This window comes from Chimaeribacter arupi (assembly GCF_002858805.1).
GTDB classification, from domain to species: domain Bacteria; phylum Pseudomonadota; class Gammaproteobacteria; order Enterobacterales; family Enterobacteriaceae; genus Chimaeribacter; species Chimaeribacter arupi.
The window spans coordinates 26,172-45,850 of sequence record NZ_PJZI01000035.1 but is presented as its reverse complement, the minus strand read 5'-3'; the positions used below and the strand labels follow the sequence as shown (position 1 = coordinate 45,850).

The following is a 19,679-nucleotide window of genomic DNA, read 5'->3' as shown; positions in this document are numbered from 1 at the left end:
TTGGCCGGGCGAGCCCGGAGGGAGAGCAAGGGTGGAAAAAACCAAACAGGTATTGCTGGTCGGTGAAACGTGGGTCAGTGCGGCCACACATTATAAGGGATTTGACCAGTTCGGCAGCGTGACGTTCCACAGCGGCGCGGGGCCGCTGAGCGCCGCGCTGGCAAAGACAGAATTCCAGCTGACGCACCTGCCCGCCCATCAGGCGGTGGAGCAGTTGCCGTTTACCGCAGAGGCGCTGGCCGCGTATGACGCCATTTTGCTGTCAGATATCGGCGCAAGCTCACTGCAACTGCACCCGGACGTCTGGCTGCACGGTAAACCGGTTCCCGACCGGCTGAAATTGCTGCGCAGTTATGTGGAGCAAGGCGGCGCACTGGCGATGTTTGGCGGTTACCTGAGTTTTCAGGGCATTGACGGCAAGGCGCGCTGGCGGCGTACCCCGGTGGAAGAGGTATTGCCGGTGAACTGCCTGCCGTATGACGACCGGCTGGAAGTGCCGGAAGGGTTTTCCGCCGCGGTAGAGCCGTGGGCCGCCGACCACCCAATCCTTGCGGGCGTCCCGGCGGCGTGGCCGTTGCTGCTGGGGGCGAATGAGGTGGAGGTGAAACCGGGCGCGGACGTGCTGGCGCGCCTGCCGGCCGGCCAGGGCGGCCACCCGCTGCTGGTGACGGGCCGCTATGGCCGGGGCCGCACACTGGCCTGGACGTCCGATGTCAGCCCGCACTGGCTGCCGCAATCCTTCATTGACTGGCCCGGTTATGCGACGCTGTTCACCAATATGCTGCGCTGGCTGACGGCCGCGGAGTAACCGCAGCGGCAGAAATTCAACTATCCTTGATGTTTCGGACGTGCTGTTTATCAGGAGTAGTGTGAATGAATATTGCCTGTCTGGGTTGGGGATCGCTGATATGGAAACCGGGTCCGGTGCCGGTAGCAGGCGAATGGTACACGGATGGCCCCGAGGTACCGATTGAGTTTTCACGGGTGGGGGATGGCGGCGAGCTGGCCACGGCAGTCTGTTTTACCGCGCCGCCGGTGCCGGTGTTCTGGTCGCTGCTGACTACCTCTTCCCTGGCAGAAGCGTGTGACGCCCTGCGCGAACGGGAGCAGATCCCCGCTGCCCGGCGTGACGGCATCGGGCTGATGTTCACCGCCGGTGACCCGGAAGGGCTGCTGCCCGCCTGGGCGGCCGCACGCAACATTGACGCCGTGATCTGGACGGCCCTGCCGCCGAAAATCGACGGGAGCGAAGGGCGCATCCCGTCGCGTGACGAGGCCCTCGCCTACCTCAGCAGCCTGACGGGCGAGACGCGCGACCACGCCATGAACTACATTGAGCAGGTGCCGCCGCAACTCGACACCCCCTACCGGCGGGCGATCCGCCGCCAACTGGGCTGGGGCGGCTGACCGGCTCAGAACCGCACGATCCCTTTAATCAGCGCGCGGTTGCCGATCACGCGCGTGTCAAACTCCTCCGCCAGGGTGGAAAACTGGAAATGGTGGGTCAGCATGATGCCGGGGTGCAGTGTGCCGGCCGCCATTAACGCGCTGACGTTGGCAAAATCCTCCCGCGTGGCGTTACGGCTGCCCATCACTGTCGCTTCCCGCTTATGGAATTCCGGGTCGGCTATCTCCAGCATGCCTTTGTGCAACCCGACAAACACCACGCTGCCGCCGTGGCGGATTAGCGTGACCGCCCCGTTCATCGCCTGCGGGCTGCCGGTGGCATCAATCACCGTTTCCGGCAGCAGGCCGCCCAATGCACCCCGCAGGTGCGCCTGAAACGCGGCGTCCATCGGGTTGAGGGCCGGTAACCCCAGCACCTGCGTGACATGCGCCCGCCGTTCTGCGCTGGTGTCACTGACCACCACCTGCGCGCCGTCTGCGTCGGCAATCGCCGCCACCCCCAGCCCGATCGGCCCCGCCCCGCTCACCAGCACCGCCTGCCCAGGCCGCAGCGCCGCCCGCCGCACCGCATGGGCGCTGATGGCAAACGGCTCCAGCAGGGCGGCGGCTTCCGGGTTGAGATCGCCCACCGGCAGCAGGTTGCTCACCGGCACGCTGATAAACTCGCAAAATGCGCCGTCCTGATGCACGCCAATCACCGAAATACGTTCACAACAGTTAGGCTTGCCGCCGGAACAGGCCGGGCAGGTGCCGCAGGCCAGATAGGGGATCAGCGCCACGCGCTGGCCGGGGCGGAATCCCGTGACGTTGTCACCTGTTTCAACAATCTCCCCGCACACTTCGTGGCCGAGCACCCGCGGGTAACTGAAAAACGGCTGGTTACCGGCCCAGGCGTGGATGTCCGTGCCGCAAATGCCGACAGCCAGCACCCGCAGCAGGGCCTCACCGGGTGCCGGGCGTGGGACATCGCGCCGGCTATAGCACAGGGCTTTGGGTTCGGGGCAAATCAGGGCAGTCATCTGGTGCATGGTGTCTCTCTCCATTACGGCGTGTTATGTTTCCTTTTAGTGAAATTCAGCATTAATTTGTTACATAAGCTCGGCAAATGTGAAATAGCGCCGACTATTGTGTTTTAAAGTGGGTTTTAATGGGCGGCCGTACCCTGCACCGAGGTGCCGCCATGAGCCGACCGCAACACCTGCGACAGAGTGTCATCAACCAGATGCTTGACGGCATCACCAAGGGCCACCTGCCCTCCCCGCTGCCCTCCCAGGCGGCATTGGCCGAACTCTATAACATCAGCCGCACCACCGTGCGCCATACGCTGGACTACCTGCAACAGCGCGGCATCCTGGCGCGGCGTGCCGGGCAGTTCTGCATTGCGCGCGCACCGGCCGGGGATGAAGGCTTCCAGCCGGGGCCGACGCCGGATGCTGAACAGGCCGGGCGGGTGGAAGCCGCGTTCCATGAGATGATCCGCCAGCGGCAGTTGCGCCCCGGCGACGCGGTCAGTGAAGTCCAGCTGGCCAAAAGCGCCGCGGTAAGTGCCGGCACGGTGCATGATTTTCTGCTGCGTTTCAGCCGCTACGGCCTGCTGGAGGCCGCCGGGCGCGGCGAATGGCTGATGAAACCCTTCGACCAGGCGTACGCCGAGAACCTGTTTGAATTGCGCGAGATGCTGGAAACCCACGCGCTGCAACGTTTCCTGACGTTACCGGCCGACGACCCGCGCTGGATGCAGGCGCGGGACCTGCTGACCCGCCACCGCCAACTGCACACCATGATGGACGATCACTACCGCCGCTTTGCCGGGCTGGACCGCGAACTGCACGCGCTGATCATGTCCGCTGCCGATAACCCCTTCTTTAACCAGACGCTGGAGATCATCTCGGTGATTTTCCACTTCCACTACCAGTGGGATGAGCACCACCTGAAACAGCGCAATATCGTCGCCACCGAGGAGCATATGGCGCTGCTGCTGGCGCTGATCTGCCGCAATGACCAGGAGGCGATGCGTGAGCTGCGCGCCCATCTGGCCACGGCCCGCCGCACCATGAGCGAGGCGATCCGCGGCCAGCGCACGCTGGATCAGCGAAAAACCGGCTAGCGGCGGCGGAATAAAACCCGGTTAAAAACCGAAAACGTTTACCCGCTGCACGGTTTGGCACCAAACCGCAGCGGCCTGTGTGCGGCGCTGGCTAGGCTCTGGGGGTCTGCTGCCTGACCGGCAGCCTTTCCCCTCAGGAGCCTGCAATGGAAAAAACCCGTGAGTTAACCGGTGACGCGGTGCGCGGTGCGCGCCCGGCAATTACCCTGCCCCCGCTTGATGCCGCTGCGCCGCCGCGCAGCACCCGCCTCAAACGCATCCAGACCACGGCGATGGTGATGCTGTTTCTGGCGGCGGTGATCAACTACCTCGACCGCAGCTCGCTGTCGGTGGCGAACATGACCATCCGCGGTGAGATGGGGCTGAGCGGCACCGAGATCGGCGTGCTGCTCTCCGCCTTTTCGCTGGCCTATGGGCTGGCGCAACTGCCGTGCGGCCCGCTGCTGGATCGCAAAGGGCCGCGCATTATGCTCGGGCTGGGCATGTTTGTCTGGTCACTGTTCCAGGCACTCTCCGGGCTGGTGAACAGCTTCACCCAGTTTGTGCTGGTGCGCATCGGGCTGGGGATTGGCGAAGCGCCGATGAACCCGTGCGGCGTGAAAGTGATCAATGACTGGTTCAACATCCGCCACCGCGGCACGCCGATGGGCATTTTCAATGCGGCGTCCACCATCGGGCTGGCCATCAGCCCGCCGATCCTTGCGGCCATGATGCTGCTGATTGGCTGGCGCGGCATGTTTATCACCATCGGCGTGCTGGGGATCGCGCTCTCGCTCGGCTGGTATGCGCTCTACCGCAACCGCCCGTCGGTCTCCCTCACGGCTGACGAGCAGGCGTACCTCAATGACGGCAGCATCAGCACCCGGCAGGATCCGCTGAGCATGGCCGAATGGCGCGGGCTGTTCCGCAACCGCACCATGTGGGGCATGATGCTCGGCTTCAGCGGCATCAACTACACCGCCTGGCTCTACCTCGCCTGGCTGCCGGGGTATTTGCAGAATACCTACCAGCTTGACCTGAAAAGCACCGGCCTGTACGCCGCCATCCCGTTCCTGTTCGGTGCGGCCGGGATGCTGTGCAACGGCGTGGTCACCGATTTCCTGGTGCGGCGCGGCATGGCCCCGGTCAAAAGCCGGAAAATCTGCATCGCCTCCGGCATGTTCCTCTCAGCCGCGTTCACCGCCGTGGTGGTACAGGCGGAGACTACCGGCGTGGCGGTGCTGCTGATCGGCATGGCGCTGTTCTGCATCCACTTTGCCGGCACCTCCTGCTGGGGGCTGATTCATGTCGCGGTGGCCTCACGCATGACCGCCTCAGTCGGCAGTATCCAGAACTTCGCCAGCTTTATCTTTGCCTCGTTCGCCCCGGTGGTGACCGGCTGGATCCTCGACACCACCCACTCCTTCAGCCTGGCGCTCAGCATCTGTGCCGGGGTAACGGTGCTCGGTGCGCTCTCCTACCTGTTTATCGTGCGCGACCCGATCACCGACGCCCAGCCGTAAACGGGCGCGGCCGCCACGCGCGCTGCGTTTACCGGTGCGCGGATGCCGGAAGCGCGCCCAGGTGGCGGGCCACCGCCTGCCGCCCGGCGGCGGTCAGCGTCAATGCCCGGCTGTCGAGGTGCCGCTGCACCCAGCGCCGCTGCTCAAAAAGCTGCAACAGTTGCGCGCCCAGTGCGCCTGCCAGGTGGCCGCGGCGCTCGCTCCAGTCCAGGCAGTAACAGGCCGTTGGCAGAGGCGGCGGCGTCAGGGCAAGGCCCATCCGCTGTAACCCTGCCTGCCCGGCCTCACTCAGTTGGTAGTGCCCGTCCCCCGTCAGCCAGCCCAGCGCCAGAAACCGGTCATGCAGATGCACCCCCAGCGTGCCGGCCATGTGGTGGTAACAGGTGCGGGCGAAACGCAGGGCGGGCGGCGTGGAGGAGCGCACCGTGGCACCGCCGCCGGCCAGCCCCATCAGCCCTTCCAGCATCCGGGCCACCGGCGCCCCGGCCAGCCGGAAGTAGCGGTAGCGGCCCTGCTTTACCATGGTCACCAGATGCTGTTCCGTGAGCCGGGCCAGGTGCGCACTGGCGGTGGAGGCGGCAATACCGGCGACCGTGCCGAGCTCCGTGGCCGTATAGGCGCGGCCGTCCATCAGCAGGCAGAGCATCGCCGCCCGGCTGCTGTCGGCCACCGCCGCGGCCAGCGCGGCCAGATGGTGCTCCAGCGGCAGCGCATCCGCCTGGGGCGAAGCGGGGTCAGCTGCTGTTTCATAAGGTATCGTTTCATAAGGCATAGTTCGGTTCCTGACGAAGTATGGCGGTCGGCACTACTTTACGCTGGGTTTCTCCTTGCTGACCAATGGAAATCATCATGACACGTTGCCCTTTTCTCCCTTCAGACCCGGTCGCGGCGGTAACGCACCCTGACCCCCTCACGGTGTACCGGCAACTGGCCGGAACCGGGCCGCTGGGCGCTTTCCCGCCGTTTGCGGCAGTGACCCTGTCACCGGCACTGGCCGCGGCGGCGCTGACCCACCCGCTGCTGGGCGTACGCCCGCCGGATGCACCGGTGCCCCCGGCTTTGCAGGACAGCGCCGCCGGTATGGTATTTGCTGCGCTGGTGAGAATGCGTGACGGCGCGGCCCACGCCCCGCTGAAAGCGGCCCTCTCCGCTGCACTGGAGAGTATCCCGGCAGAGAGTGTCGCCGCCACGGCCCAGCGGCTGGCCGGGCAACTGGCCAGGGATCTGCCGCTGCTGCCCGCCGCCCTGACCCGCTTCTGTTATGCCTTGCCGGTGTGCGTGATCGCGGACTTCATCGGCCTGCCGCCGGTGTGCCGGACGGCACTGGTGGACGAGGTGCTGGCGCTGGTGCGCTGCATTGCGCCGGGCGGCACGCCGGAACAGCTGGCGGCAGGAAGCCGGGCCGCAGAGGCTCTGCTGGCACGCATGGCGCACTGCACACCCGGCCCGCTGTGGCAGGCGCTGGCAACGGCCTGTGAACGGGAAGGCATCACTGACCGCGCGCAGGTGCCGCTCAATCTGGTCGGGCTGCTGTTTCAGGCGTGCGAAGGCACCGCCGGGCTGATTGGCCAGAGTATGCAGGGGGAAGGCACACCCGCCGCCCGGCTCGCCCAGGTATTGCGGGACACCCCGCCGATCCAGAACACCCGGCGGGTGGCGCAGGCGGATACCGTGCTGGGCGGCGCGTTGCTGAGCAAAGGCGATCAGGTACTGGTGGTGCTGGGCGCGCCGGACGCCGCCGGCACGCTGGCGTTTGGGGCGGGTGCACACGCCTGCCCCGGCCGCCACTGGGCAATGGCGATTGCCGAAGCCGCCGTGGCGCACCTGCTGGCGTGCCCGGCGCAGCGCCTGCATACCGCAGCCTGTCACTGGCGGGTTTCCGCCAATGCGCGCGTACCTGAATTTATTGCCCTGGGAGATGCACCATGATTGCCGTGATTTTTGAACTTTACGCCATGCCGGGCAAAACCGACGCCTATCTGCACCGGGCAGCCCAACTGAAGCCGCTGCTGGCGGACATTGACGGGTTTATTTCGATTGAGCGCTTCCAGAGCCTCGCTGACCCCGGCAAACTGCTGGCGCTCTCGTTCTGGCGTGATGAGGAAGCGGTACGGCAGTGGCGTAACCTGGAGGCGCACCGGCAGGCGCAGGCCGCCGGGCGGCACGCGCTGCTGGCGGATTACCGGCTGCGCGTGGCGGAGGTGATACGCGACTACGGCAAAACGGCACGCAGCGAGGCCCCCACAGACAGCCGCGGCCGCCACGGCTGAGCACCCTGCCCGCGCGCGGCCCCTTTGCCCCCCTTACAGTGCCCGCACCAGCGCCCCGAGGGTGTCAATCGCCTGCTGGTGGCGGGCATCCCAGGCAAAAGAGCTGTTGAGGCGCAGGCCGTCACGGAACTGGTCGCCGGTGGTGAACATATGCCCCGGCGCAATGCTGATGCCCTGGGCCAGCGCCCGGCGGTACAGCGTCCCGGCGTCGCGGCCGTTGCCGAGCGTCAGCCAGAGGAAATAGCCGCCTTCCGGGCGGCTGATGCTCACCTCGTCCGGGAACGCCTGCTGGATGCCGCGGTACATCGCCATCTGGCGCAGCTCAAGCTGGCGGCGCAGCCGCCGGAGGTGGGTTTCATAGCCGCTCTGGTGCAGGTAATCCGCCAGCGCCAGTTGGGTCGGTACGCTGGCCGAGAGGGTGCTCATCAGTTGCAGGCGCTGGATTTTGGCGGCATAGGGGCCGGCCGCCACCCAACCGACGCGGAAACCGGGTGCCAGGCACTTGGAGAATGAGGAGCAGTGCAGCACCGTGCGGCCGTCCGGGTCAAAGGCGCGCAGCGGCGGCGGGCGCGACGGGCCAAAATAGAGCTCGCTGTAGACGTCATCCTCGATCAGCGCGATCTCCCGTTCCGCCAGCATCGCCACCAGCTGCTGCTTTTTGGCACGCGGCAGCGTGGCCCCCAACGGGTTCTGGAAATTCGACATCAGCCAGCAGGCGCGGATCGGGTAGCGCGCCAGCGCATCCGCCAGCGCGTCGAGGTCGATGCCGGTCTGCACATCCGTCGGGATCGCCACTGCTTTCAGTTGCCGCCGCTCAATCGCCTGTAACACCCCGTAAAACGCCGGGGACTCGATGGCCACCCAGTCGCCCGGTTCCGTCACCGCCTGCAGGCTCAGCCCCAGTGACTCCATCGCCCCGGAGGTGATCACGATGTCATCCGGGGCGACCGCAATCCCCTGCTGGGCGTAGCGCTGGGCGATGCTGCGGCGCAGATCCTCATTACCGGGCGGCAGGTTGGCCACGGCGCTGGAGGCGGACATCCGCCGCACTGCGCTGGCCAGGGAGCGCGCCAGCCGCGGCTGCGGGAACAGGGTGGCGTCCGGGAAGGCGGAACCAAACGGCACGATCGCCGGGTCCTGCGCGGCCTGCAACATATCAAAAATCGCGTCGTTGATATCGACCTGCTCCGACAGGTGCAGCGTGCGGCCGCTTTCCGGCAAGGTGCTGGGCCGGACGGCCACGTAATAGCCGGACTGCGGGCGCGCCACCACCCAGCCCTGGCTCTCCAGCAACTGGTACGCCTGCAACACCGTCATCAGGCTCAGGCCGGACTGGGCGCAGCTTTCACGCAGCGAGGGGAGCTTGTCACCCGGCAGCCAGACCTGGGATTGGATCTGGCGGCGCAGGCGTTGGGCGAGGTCTTCATAGCGGGTCATGGCGGCATCCTGAAACTGTTATAGGCTTTTTATACCAAACTGTGACTATTATAGTCACCCCCTCCCTGTTTTACTGCTTACCCCGCCCAGGCGTTCCCGCTTTGCCGCAGGAATGCCTGGGGTGTGCTATACCTGTTGCAGGTTAACGGAGATTAACTCTTTCCTTTGCGGGGAGATCGTTCCCTGCTTACGCATATTTTTGCACTATCATGCCGGGATATTTACCGTCAGCACGCTGCTGTGGCGCTCTCGCACGGATGGCCGCACCCTCCCCAGGCAGCCCTGCGGTTCCGGTTTTTCAGGCGTTTTTTGTTGGGCAATACGAGGTGGCTATGTTGGGTTTAGATGCATTCGAACTGGCCCGTATCCAGTTCGCGTTTACCGTGTCATTCCATATTATTTTTCCGGCGATCACCATTGGGCTGGCCAGTTTCCTGGCTGTGCTGGAAGCCTGCTGGCTGAAAACCCATAACACGACTTACCGTGACCTTTATCACTTCTGGCTGAAGATTTTTGCGGTTAACTTCGGCATGGGCGTGGTCTCCGGGCTGGTGATGGCCTATCAGTTCGGGACCAACTGGAGCGGCTTCTCCGCCTATGCCGGCAGCATCACCGGGCCGCTGCTCACCTATGAGGTGCTCACCGCCTTCTTCCTGGAAGCGGGCTTCCTCGGGGTGATGATGTTCGGCTGGAACCGCGTCGGGCCGGGGCTGCACTTCTTCTCTACCTGCATGGTGGCGCTCGGCACGCTGATGTCCACCTTCTGGATCCTCGCCTCCAACAGTTTTATGCATACCCCGCAAGGGTATGAGATTGTGGATGGCCAGCTTATCCCGGTGGACTGGTTCAAAGTGGTGTTTAACCCGTCATTCCCTTACCGCCTGCTGCATATGGCGACGGCGGCCTTCCTGGCGTCGGCGTTCTTTGTCGGTGCGTCCGGCGCGTGGCACCTGCTGCGCGGCAACAACACCCCGACCGTGCGCAAAATGTTCTCCATGGCGATGTGGATGGCGCTGATTGTCGCGCCGATCCAGGCGGTGATTGGCGATGCCCACGGGCTGAATACCCTGAAGTACCAGCCGGCGAAAATTGCCGCGATAGAGGGCCACTGGGAAAACCCGAAAGATGAGGCGACGCCGCTGATTCTGTTTGGCCTGCCGGACATGGAAGAGGAGCGCACCAAATACGCGGTGGAAATCCCCTACCTCGGCAGCCTGATTCTGACCCACAGCCTGACTGAGCAGATCCCGGCGCTGAAATCCTTCCCGCCGGACCAGCGCCCCAACTCCACCATTATTTTCTGGTCATTCCGCATCATGGTGGCGATGGGGCTGCTGATGATCACCGCCGGGGTGTGGAGCCTGTGGCTGCGCTGGCGCGGCAAGCTGTTTTTGACCCGCCCCTTCCACCGCTTTGTGCTGCTGATGGGCCCGTCCGGGCTGATTGCGATCCTCGCCGGCTGGTTTACCACGGAGATCGGCCGCCAGCCCTGGGTGGTGTATGGCCTGCTGCGCACCCGTGACGCGGTTTCCGGCCACGGCACGCTGCATATGTCATTAAGCCTGCTGGCCTTCCTGCTGGTCTACTGCTCGGTGTTCGGCATTGGGCTGGTGTACCTGCTGAAGCTGATTGGCCGCGGGCCGCAACCGTTTGTTGCCCATACCCCGCCGGAAGGCGGGCCGGGCCAGCCACGCACCCCGGCGCGGCCGTTGTCGGCGGCGGATGAGTCGCTGGAACACCCCAGCAAAGACGCCCTGCGGAGGAACAAATAATGGGTATCGATCTCTCTTTGATCTGGTTTGTGATCATCGTCTTCAGCATCCTGATGTATGTGGTGATGGATGGCTTTGACCTCGGTATCGGTTTGCTCTACCCGATGGTGCCGGCCAGCCATGACCGTGACGTGATGATGAATACCGTGGCCCCGGTGTGGGACGGCAACGAAACCTGGCTGGTGATGGGCGGGGCCGGGCTGTTCGGCGCGTTTCCGCTGGCCTACGCGGTGATCCTCGACGCGCTGGCGATCCCGCTGACGATTATGCTGATCGGGCTGATTTTCCGCGGCGTGGCGTTTGAGTTCCGCTTTAAGGCGTCAGAGTCGCACCGCGCCTTCTGGGACAAATCCTTTATCGCCGGCTCCTTTATCGCCACCTTCTCGCAGGGGGTGGTGCTGGGGGCGTTTTTAAACGGCTTCCCGGTAGAGAACCGCACCTGGGTCGGCAGCGTGTTTGACTGGATAACGCCGTTCTCGCTGTTCTGCGGCGTCGGGCTGGTGGTGGCCTATGCGCTGCTGGGGTGCAGCTGGCTGATTATCAAAACCGAAGGGCCGCTGCTGGGCACCATGCGCCGCCTCTCCCGGCCGTTGCTGATTGCGCTGCTGGTGGTGATCGCGATTGTCAGTGTCTGGACGCCGCTCAGCTACCCGGCGATTTCAGAACGCTGGTTCACGCTGCCGGATCTCTTCTTCTTCCTGCCGGTGCCGGTGCTGGTGGTGCTGGCCGCCTGGGGGCTGTGGCATACCGCACATAACCCCAACGCCCACTACGCGCCCTTTATCCTGACGCTGGCGCTGGTGTTCCTGGGCTTCAGCGGCCTGGGCATCAGCATCTGGCCGAACCTGATCCCGCCGGACATCAGCTTCCGCGCCGCGGCCTCCCCGCCGCAGAGCCAGGGCTTTATGCTGGTGGGCGCGCTGTTTATCATCCCGCTGATCCTGGTCTACACCTTCTGGAGCTACTATGTGTTCCGCGGCAAAATCAAACCGGAACACGGCTATCATTAAGGAGCCTTCATGCCGAGAATTGAACGCATGACCGAAAAAAGCCCGCCCCAGCCGCTGTGGCGGCGGGTGCTGTGGCTGGTGATCATCTGGGGCGGCAGTGTGCTGGCGCTGTTTGTGGTCGCCTCGCTGTTCCGCCTGCTGATGACGGCGGCCGGGATGCGCAGCCACTGATTTCTCTTTCTGCCCGGCGGCGCACATGGTAATGTGGCGCCGCCCTTCTCCACACTTCCTCCTTGATTCCCTTTTCCTCACACTTTGTTAGCGCTCTCTCCATAATCCCTTCATTTTCGTTCATTTTTTGCGTTTTCCGCTTTAACAGTTTTACAGTAACTCGCAGTACTATGCATTCAGGCGCGTAGACTTACCTTCGTCAACACAACGGCGCTGACCCGCCGACCGAACAATAAATGAGGTATGAATTATGCGTAAACTTACTGCCCTGGCTTTAGCGTCTACCCTGGCTTTTGGTTCTGTGTCTCTGGCATTCGCGGCGGACAGTACCCCCGCCGCGGCCGCGCCGGCTGAGCACGGTAAGATGTTGCAGCATAAAGGCCCGCGCCACGCTGACCCGTTTGCCGGCCTGAACCTGACCGAGCAGCAGCGCACCCAGATGCGTGACCTGATGAAACAGGAGCGTGCAGCGCACCCTCGCGGCGAGGGCAAAGCCCACATGGAGCAACTGCATACGCTGGTGGCGTCTGACAGCTTCGACGAAGCCAAGGCCAAAGCGGAAATTGATGCCCTGACCAAAGCGCGCGCCGACCAGATGCTGTCGCGGATGCGTATTGAGAACAAGATGTACAACCTGCTGACCCCGGAGCAGAAAAAGCAGTTCAACGAGAACCATCAGAAACGCGTTGAAAAAATGGCCGAGCGCCATGCCCAGCGCGCCGCACAGCATGACCAGGCAAAGACACACACAGCTGAGTAAGCGGTATTGCGGGGCGGCCGTCTTGGCTGCCCCTTCCGCGCGCCGGGCATGGCAACATGCCCGGTTTTTTTATGCCTGTTACCCGCCCCCACCATGCAAAACGCCCCGCAGGTTTCCCGGCGGGGCGTTTTTCGCGGCAGCACCAGGCTGCCCGCGTTAAGACTAGACGCTGCGCTTCATGGCATGAGCCAGAGAAGAGAGGTAGTAATAAAAAGACTTATAATAAGGCAGACGCAGGTAGTCACGGTAAATCCGCCACTGCCAGCCGGTAAAATTGTTTTTGCTGAGAAAGCTCTGGCGCGGTGAAATACGGCAATAGGCCAGGGTTTCCGGCACACAATAGGCCATCGTGCCTTTGGCACGTTTCAGCAGGGAGAGCCACATCAGGTACTCCTGGTGCGGCACATTCTCCAGGTAGACTTTACCCAGCTTGGCCTGGTTATACATACCGGTGATATCGGCGATGCGGTGGCCCCGCAGCAGATCACGGTAGGTAATAATCTCCTGGCTTTTATAGGTTTTAGCCAGTTTCGTCACGCTGGTGAGGAAGGTGGCGTAGTGTGAGCACACCATGTCATAGCGTTTGGTTTGCAGGATATTGACCTGGGTGAACAATTTGTTCTTTTCCCAGATGGCATCGCTGTCACAGAAGGCAATAAATTCCCCTGCTGCCATATCAATACCCATATTAATCGTTTCAGCACGACCCAGGCGACGCTCATTACGGTAATAGGTGACCCGCGGATCATTGGTGAAACGCTGAACTATTTCCCCGGTCGCGTCAGTTGACGCATCATCAATAATATAAAGATGAAAATTGGTATACGTCTGGGACAATACGCTGGCAATCGCGTATTCGATATAATCTGCTGTGTTAAAGGCAGGCATTACCACTGATACTTTTTCCATATATCCTCACTTATTACCTGATAACGACACCAACCTGCCCCCGGACCGGCATCAGACAGCACAGCCCTTGGTTATACGCCGTCAGTTATCTGGTTTAATTTGAAACGGTTTTTTGTTATCTGTTATGTTTCAACCCCCCGTGCTTCGCATTAATCCGTAAAATAACTCCCCCATTCACGTTGTACTGTACGCGGCCAGATACGGCAGAGGCCGGCTCCCGGAGTAAACGTCAGCTCGCCGAAATAGATTTTGCTGCCGACGGAATAAAAATCGATACGCACATAAGAGAACTGGCTGGCAATGGTTTTCGCCAGAACGAGCATCTCGTCGAGCTTTTCCGGGCGCGGCATCGGCTCCGGGTTGTTCTTCAGCCCCATACGGATCTCGGTGCGGTTCCACTCTTCGTCGAACACATCGCGGCGGTGCAGGCCATAACGCTGATAATCCACCTGGATAAAGATGCGCATCTGCCCGTCTTTATTAAAGCAGTGGAATTTCAGGTCGTTAGGCACCTGGCCGTCAACCTGCAACAGTTCTTCGAAGATCAGGCCCGGCTTAATCCCCTGGTAGTGGCGCTCTTTGTTGGAGAGATACCAGTTGGAATCCATCCAGGTTGAGGCCTGCTCATACAGGGTTTCGTAGGTGATCTTGCTCTTGTCAAACACGATACTGTTGAACCCGCACCCGTGGTTTGCTTTCATCACAAAGGAGTTCGGCAAACTTTTGTAGAGTTCATAGGTCATTTCCGTGGTGGTGGCATACACCGGGATCAGGTACTGCTCCCCCAGCACCGCGGCGATGTAATCACGCACCTTAATTTTGTCGGCCAGCAAGGTATAAATCTTCTTCGGCCAGATATTCCGAATCAGAATTTTTTCACTAAACAGTTCCGGACGCGTTATGTTGGCCTGCTTCTTAAACACCCGCGCATAATTCAGCTGGTGAAAAATTGGGTCAGGCAGATTGCGATAAATTCTCTTAGCTAAATTTCTTAACATAACTTTTCACCTTTCTGTTTACTACAGGAATACTTTGGTAGCACGTCAGCTGCAGTACAGTAATTTTCCCTTTACGGAAGAAGATATTAAACAAAAAGAACGATAAAAATTCCGCAACCAGCGTCGACATCGCCGCACCGGCGATGCCATAACGTGGAATCAGCATCCAGTTGAGTGCAATATTGACCAACGCTACCAGCGGCATTTTAAAAGCAATAAAACGATAACCGGAATACAGCACCATGACCCGCATGGACAATGTCCCCAATACCGAGCAGAGCGCGGTAAAGGTACAGAGCGGCACAATGGCCGAGGCTTCGCTGAAGCCCGCGCCGAACAGCATGGTCAGCAGCTGTCCGCCGAAGAGTAAATAAAACCCGACAATCGGCAGCATGACGATAAGAATAATCAGGAAAAGCATCCGGATCATGTCAGCCTGCTCGTCGGCGTCACGTGCACCGACGACGGTGGCCATCAGCGAGGTGATCAGCGCCATCGGCACAAAAGTCCAGGCGTAGCAGAGCGTGGTCGCCGCGCTGTAAAGTCCTACCGCGTGGGCGCCGACCATACTCTCCAGCATCACCTGGTCAATACGGGTATAAATCACAATCGACAACGCCGAGAGTGAGAGCGGCAGCCCCACCACCATCAGGTAACGGGAGTAGCGATCGGTCAGCGCGCGGGACGCAGGCATCTGCGCCGGGGCCGGGTGCTCACGCATAAACATCGCACGGCGGATCAGGTAAGGCACGGCGCTGCTGAGGATGTACGGCATGACGAACCACACCAGCGACAACTCATACTTCACCATCGCCACCCGCACCAGAATGGCCAGCAGCAGCACCCCGTTATTGATAAAGGTGTTGCGTTTGGAGTTCAGGGTCGCGTCGTAATAGATTTTGAAGACGTCCTGGATCTGGAAATAGGAGCTTATCAGCACCAGTACCAGCATCACGAAAGGCGTCCATTCCAGATACCACCAGCCCCATATCAGCAGGATGGCACTGGTGACGGTAAACCAGCGTGCACGCAGGCGCGCAGAGGCCAGCATCAGCCGGATGCCGCTTTGCGGGTTACGCGCAATGCGGTTAAACAGGATATTGTCGGCACCCATCTGAATCAGGGGAACGGTGATAGCGACAATAGAGAGTAAATAACTGATGGTACCAAATTGTGCCGGTTGCAAATAACGCGCCACATAAATGGAAATAAATACACCCGAGAAGCCAAACAACACTCGTTCCGCGATTAGCCAACACGCATTAATGATTACAGGCTTCATGTCATTTCCTAACGGAAGTCACGCCACGCCAATTATTGGCAGTTACTTGATTTAGCGAAAGATATTATCCGGCAGGATGGGCCGGATAATATCCAGATTCATCGCTATTTTTCCAGCCGGCATCCATTCCTGAGAGGCCGAAAACCCATAGGGTTATCTGCCTCTTAACGCAAATTCATCATCAACAGGTCATACCTTCATTGCAAATAACAATTAATAAAACAACCAGGTGAAAAAATGAAATCCGTTCAGATGCCGTCAGGTTACAGAGGTGTGCCCGGATCCACCGTCAGCGCGGAAGAATCCTGGTTCACCAGGCAGCCTTTTTTTACATGGTCCATCAGCCAGACCGGCGTCAGTGAATGCTGGTCAGGAATATTGACCATGCAAATCACGCTGCCGGGATGGGCGGGTTGGTGAACGCTGCGCGGCGCGCTGGCGTCGCGGTTAACCAGCAGACCAATGCTCGACGGATTAACCCGCAGAATCAAAACAACATTTTTACCGTTACTATCAAATCCGGACGTGTGTGTAGTTTCATAAAAAAGCTGACCAACAATGATCAAAGATAAAGCAACCAGCGTGAGGTATCTCCAGCTTGCACCGAAGTTAATCAGATCACGCATACGGGTGAACGGCCCTTTTTTAACATCCGTCGCTGCGTCAGCAGAGGCGGTGTGTGCTTGTTGCACGTCAGGTTCAGCGTTCCCGGTGGTATTTGCCTGTGGCGCTTCGCGGACATCAGGCACAGTTTCCGTCACCGGAACCGGTTCATTAATTACCGGTAACCCGGTTTCATGACCATTTTCGGCGGCTTTTTGCGCGGTTTTCTCAGTGACGGAAATAACAGCCGGCTGTACCGCAGGAGACTCTTTTTTATTGGTAACCGGTTTAGTATTAAAATCCAGCGCTTCATCTTCATTCAGGAAGTGAAATAACTCTTTGCGATCTATCTTATAACCAACGCGTGGGATGGTCTTAATCAAAACGTGATCATCATCACCGATTTTCTGGCGGATAGACTTAATGGTCTGGTTAATGGTGGAGTCAGAGCAGTAAGTCCCTTTCCAAATATTTTCAATGATTTCCGTACGGGTAACCAGCTCCGGAGACCGTGAAAATAATAGTGAAAGGATCTGATATTCTTTCCAGCGCAAATGAGAAATTTCATTTGGCGGGATGAATACATCCAGATTCTTTATGGTTAATTTATTATAGTCACTCATGTTCTCTTCCTTCATCTTTGCTCAAATCCTGTAAGCTTAAGAAATATAGTGTCATTTCCGTACCCAATCCCTTGTGGGCTCTGGTGTGTGTCGAAATAAAATGGTTAGCGGCGCTGCTGTTTTCTGCTTCCTTTTTGAGCGTTTTCACCCGAAATACTGATAATTCATTAAAATAATTATGCGCAATAGTAATAGCGTACTAATAATTCCCGGACATGGGAAAAGTCGCATTTTGCCGCGCAATTGCCAATATCAGAATTTATGACGGGGGCGGAACAACAATCTGTTCACAAATCAGATACTATCCGAATGGTTCCTAATGTAAAACGCCCCTTCCATAAATAGGATTTATCCCACTAACCGAAATCGCAATCATTTAAAATAATTAACCTCCGGGCACGGTAGTTAACCGGGATTTATAAATACAAAGTGTGGATGCTTGCTCAAATTTTGTTGTGAAACTTAAATAAAGTCATTACGTTAGCTTATGTTTCTCCTTGATTTATAAAGATTTTTTAATTCACATCACAAGTGAAATGATGTTATTCAAGTGAAATCACATAAAATGGATTTCACTTATTAAAAGATATTAGCTTTGCTAATTTTAGATATAGGCTACCCGGGGCAATTTTAACCACACAGAAAATAGGTGTACGGTTTCAGGCCCTTGTAAAAGAGAGTAATTATCAATTCAGAGAAATTCTTTCGCTTTGTGCAGCAGTGATGCTTTGGTAATTACGCCTAATAAGTGACGATTTGCCGCATTATCCAACACCGGCAGCCGTTCAAGCGGTGACGCGGATAATAGCTCCCACGCCTGCTCGTACAATGCATCCTGGTAGACCGTGGTGAATTCCGTGATGATAAACGGGGTAATCGCAGCGTCAGCCGCCACCCGCCCCTCTATAATCCCGGACGCCAGCTCGCTGGTGGCGACCACGCCCAGAAAACGCCCCTGATTGTTCACCACATAGACAAAACGCGTCCGCTGCTTCAGCCCTTCCTGCATCGCTTCTGCCGCCGTGGCGTGCTCCGGCACATGGGAGCAGTGGCGGATAATCAGCGGCCCGATGGTACCGGTCTCAAATTCATTTTTGGCCACAAAGCGCGCCTGGTGCCGGTTCAGCACCGGATATGTCCCGGCGGCCCTGAACATGGTGGCGACCATATAAGAGATGGCAGTCGCCAGCATCAGCGGAAACAGCAGCGAACTGTTCAGCGTCATTTCAAACGCCATCATGATCGACATCAGCGGCGCATGGCTGGTGGCGGCGAGCGTGGCGCTCATGCCGATGGCGGCGTACAGGCCCACCGGGCCGGGGTCCAGCCCCAGTGCCTGCAAGCAGGTGCACACCAGCGCACCGGCCGCCGCGCCAACCAGCAGCGAGGGGGTAAACAGCCCGCCCACCGCGCCGGAGCCTACCGTCAGTGCCGTCGCCAGCACCTTGAGCAGCAACAGCACTAATAAAGAAGTGTGCAGATCGCCGTTATTCAGCAGCAGGTCAATCACTTCAAAGCCGTTGCCCAGGACCAGCGGTGAGATCATCGCAACGAACCCCACCAGCACCCCGCCCAGCCCAAGCCGCCATACCGGGTGGGCTATCGGGCTGAAGGCGCGCCGGGCCAGGGTAATCACCTGCAAAAACAGCGGCCCGGCGACCCCGGCGGCCACGCCGATCAGCAACACGGTGACCAGCGCCCCGGCACCCGGCGTAAAGCTGGCATCGGCATACAGGTAGAGCGGCGCATCCCCGCTGATTGACCGCACTGTCAGCACAGCCACCGCGGCAGAGATAAAGAGCGGGATCAGGCGTTGCACGGCCGTTACGCCAAAGGCAATTTCTGCAATAAACAGTGCCCCGGCCAGCGGCGCATGGTATACCGCGGCCAGGCCACCGGCGGCGGCCATCGCGACAATGTCGCCGCGCCGCACCGTGGGCAGCCGCGCGCCCTGCGCCAGCAGGCTGCCGCTCAGGGCGGAGAGTTGTACCATCGCCCCTTCCCGGCCAATCGATCCGCCGCTGGCAATACTCGCCAGGGACGAAAGCCCGCGCAGCAGGGTACTTTTCGGCGGAATGCCCGGTAACCGCCGGTCAATCACATCCAGGTAATCCGGTGCACTGCCATGGCGGGCTTCTACCCGTTGGGCCTGCCAGAGCAACCCGCCGGCCAGCAAGCCGCCGACGCCGGTGATCACCGGCCAGACCCAGCGCGGGTATTCCAGAAACGCACGGGTGATATCGGTACCATTGGTAAACAGCAGGCCGTCAATTGCGGCAATGGCCTCGCGGAACAGCACTGTCACCAGGGCCGCAGCAATCCCGGCCGGGATCGCCAGCGCCAGATTGACAACATCTCCTTTCTGCCACGAATCAAAGGCTTTCACTGTCATGTACGCCCGTCAGATGTAGGATTTTTAGTAGATATCGTCCGGCATGATGCCATAAAAAGCAGTGAGAATGTGTATCGCTATCCGGGCATGTACAACTTTCGGATTTGATGAAGGCGGGTTTGCGCGGGCGTGTCCGGCCCCTTTGTATCCGCTCAGATACACACATTCACTGTTTTTGGTGCAACTACCGCACGGCATGTCACACAGCGCCCTTACAGGGTAATGCGAATATTCTGGAAGTAAAATAGCTGGGCGCAGTTCAACAGAGCCTAACGACGTGGGTGAAATTTTAAGGTGAAGCCTGCGGTGACTTCACTTAAGTCCAGATGAAATATCGGTGAAATGCGGGATATCATTTTGCAATTTCACCTTTTCATCTGTTTTTTGTGCTGGAGATACCCCTATAAAAAGAAAGGGATAACCTCCGCTGCGGCGG

Annotated in this window: 18 protein-coding genes; 10 read left to right on the top strand and 8 right to left on the bottom strand. The window is 59.7% G+C overall.

All coding sequences use genetic code 11. The features are described from left to right. Window positions 1-31 precede the first annotated feature (31 nt). On the top strand, window positions 32-808 hold the full coding sequence (locus CYR52_RS18075) for a glutamine amidotransferase (RefSeq protein ID WP_101829107.1): 777 nt from the start codon (window positions 32-34) through the stop codon (window positions 806-808). A gap of 65 nt (window positions 809-873) precedes the next feature. After that, entirely contained in the window at window positions 874-1,407 is a 534-nt protein-coding gene (locus CYR52_RS18070; protein WP_101829106.1) for a hypothetical protein, read from the top strand. A gap of 5 nt (window positions 1,408-1,412) precedes the next feature. Here the strand turns inward: CYR52_RS18070 and CYR52_RS18065 are convergent, their stop codons facing one another. Beyond that, window positions 1,413-2,435 (bottom strand): zinc-binding alcohol dehydrogenase family protein, encoded by a 1,023-nt coding sequence (locus CYR52_RS18065; protein ID WP_101829105.1) that lies wholly within the window; start codon window positions 2,433-2,435, stop codon window positions 1,413-1,415. Window positions 2,436-2,587: 152 nt separating this feature from the next. On the opposite strand from CYR52_RS18065, the gene CYR52_RS18060 reads away from it, so the two are divergent. Then, window positions 2,588-3,514 (top strand): GntR family transcriptional regulator, encoded by a 927-nt coding sequence (locus tag CYR52_RS18060; protein ID WP_101829104.1) that lies wholly within the window; start codon window positions 2,588-2,590, stop codon window positions 3,512-3,514. 272 nt (window positions 3,515-3,786) lie between these two features. Further along, a complete protein-coding gene (locus CYR52_RS18055; RefSeq protein ID WP_241506134.1) occupies window positions 3,787-5,016 on the top strand; it encodes an MFS transporter in 1,230 nt (409 codons plus the stop codon). A gap of 28 nt (window positions 5,017-5,044) precedes the next feature. Here CYR52_RS18055 and CYR52_RS18050 read toward each other — a convergent pair whose 3' ends face one another. After that, complete coding sequence (locus CYR52_RS18050) at window positions 5,045-5,788, bottom strand: ArsR/SmtB family transcription factor (protein ID WP_101829102.1); 744 nt, start codon at window positions 5,786-5,788, stop codon at window positions 5,045-5,047. A gap of 77 nt (window positions 5,789-5,865) precedes the next feature. Here CYR52_RS18050 and CYR52_RS18045 point away from each other — a divergent pair, with 77 nt between their 5' ends. Together CYR52_RS18045 and CYR52_RS18040 are read left to right on the top strand one after the other, a co-directional pair. Further along, complete coding sequence (locus CYR52_RS18045) at window positions 5,866-6,945, top strand: cytochrome P450 family protein (RefSeq protein ID WP_146001350.1); 1,080 nt, start codon at window positions 5,866-5,868, stop codon at window positions 6,943-6,945. Continuing rightward, window positions 6,942-7,286 (top strand): antibiotic biosynthesis monooxygenase family protein, encoded by a 345-nt coding sequence (locus tag CYR52_RS18040; protein ID WP_101829100.1) that lies wholly within the window; start codon window positions 6,942-6,944, stop codon window positions 7,284-7,286. The genes CYR52_RS18045 and CYR52_RS18040 overlap by 4 nt, the downstream gene beginning before the upstream one ends. Before the next feature lie 33 nt (window positions 7,287-7,319). On the opposite strand, the gene CYR52_RS18035 is transcribed toward CYR52_RS18040, so the two are convergent. After that, window positions 7,320-8,723: an aminotransferase-like domain-containing protein gene (locus CYR52_RS18035; RefSeq protein ID WP_101829099.1), complete on the bottom strand. Its 1,404-nt coding sequence runs from the start codon at window positions 8,721-8,723 to the stop codon at window positions 7,320-7,322. Window positions 8,724-9,055: 332 nt separating this feature from the next. On the opposite strand from CYR52_RS18035, the gene CYR52_RS18030 reads away from it, so the two are divergent. The 4 genes from CYR52_RS18030 to spy all read left to right on the top strand — a co-directional run bounded on the left by CYR52_RS18030 (window position 9,056) and on the right by spy (window position 12,436). Beyond that, on the top strand, window positions 9,056-10,495 hold the full coding sequence (locus tag CYR52_RS18030) for a cytochrome ubiquinol oxidase subunit I (protein ID WP_072928575.1): 1,440 nt from the start codon (window positions 9,056-9,058) through the stop codon (window positions 10,493-10,495). Beyond that, window positions 10,495-11,505 carry a cytochrome d ubiquinol oxidase subunit II gene (cydB, locus tag CYR52_RS18025; RefSeq protein WP_072928574.1) on the top strand — a complete coding sequence of 337 codons (1,011 nt, stop codon included), beginning with the start codon at window positions 10,495-10,497 and terminating at the stop codon, window positions 11,503-11,505. The genes CYR52_RS18030 and cydB overlap by 1 nt, the downstream gene beginning before the upstream one ends. 9 nt (window positions 11,506-11,514) lie before the next feature. Continuing rightward, window positions 11,515-11,676, top strand: a complete 162-nt coding sequence (locus tag CYR52_RS18020) for a DUF2474 domain-containing protein (RefSeq protein ID WP_394854010.1) — start codon at window positions 11,515-11,517, stop codon at window positions 11,674-11,676. A 250-nt stretch (window positions 11,677-11,926) separates the two neighbouring features. Continuing rightward, window positions 11,927-12,436: an ATP-independent periplasmic protein-refolding chaperone Spy gene (gene spy, locus CYR52_RS18015; protein WP_072928573.1), complete on the top strand. Its 510-nt coding sequence runs from the start codon at window positions 11,927-11,929 to the stop codon at window positions 12,434-12,436. Between the two features lie 162 nt (window positions 12,437-12,598). Here spy and CYR52_RS18010 read toward each other — a convergent pair whose 3' ends face one another. The 5 genes from CYR52_RS18010 to CYR52_RS17990 form a co-directional block, all read right to left on the bottom strand. Beyond that, complete coding sequence (locus CYR52_RS18010) at window positions 12,599-13,345, bottom strand: glycosyltransferase family 2 protein (protein WP_072928572.1); 747 nt, start codon at window positions 13,343-13,345, stop codon at window positions 12,599-12,601. A gap of 149 nt (window positions 13,346-13,494) precedes the next feature. Continuing rightward, window positions 13,495-14,178: an ATP-grasp fold amidoligase family protein gene (locus CYR52_RS18005; protein WP_317456484.1), complete on the bottom strand. Its 684-nt coding sequence runs from the start codon at window positions 14,176-14,178 to the stop codon at window positions 13,495-13,497. 145 nt (window positions 14,179-14,323) lie between these two features. Beyond that, window positions 14,324-15,625, bottom strand: coding sequence for a flippase (locus CYR52_RS18000; RefSeq protein WP_101829098.1), 1,302 nt, complete (start codon window positions 15,623-15,625; stop codon window positions 14,324-14,326). A 263-nt stretch (window positions 15,626-15,888) separates the two neighbouring features. Next, window positions 15,889-16,851, bottom strand: coding sequence for a winged helix-turn-helix domain-containing protein (locus CYR52_RS17995; RefSeq protein ID WP_079205223.1), 963 nt, complete (start codon window positions 16,849-16,851; stop codon window positions 15,889-15,891). 691 nt (window positions 16,852-17,542) lie between these two features. Next, window positions 17,543-19,243, bottom strand: coding sequence for a chloride channel protein (locus CYR52_RS17990; protein ID WP_072928569.1), 1,701 nt, complete (start codon window positions 19,241-19,243; stop codon window positions 17,543-17,545). Window positions 19,244-19,679: the final 436 nt, after the last annotated feature.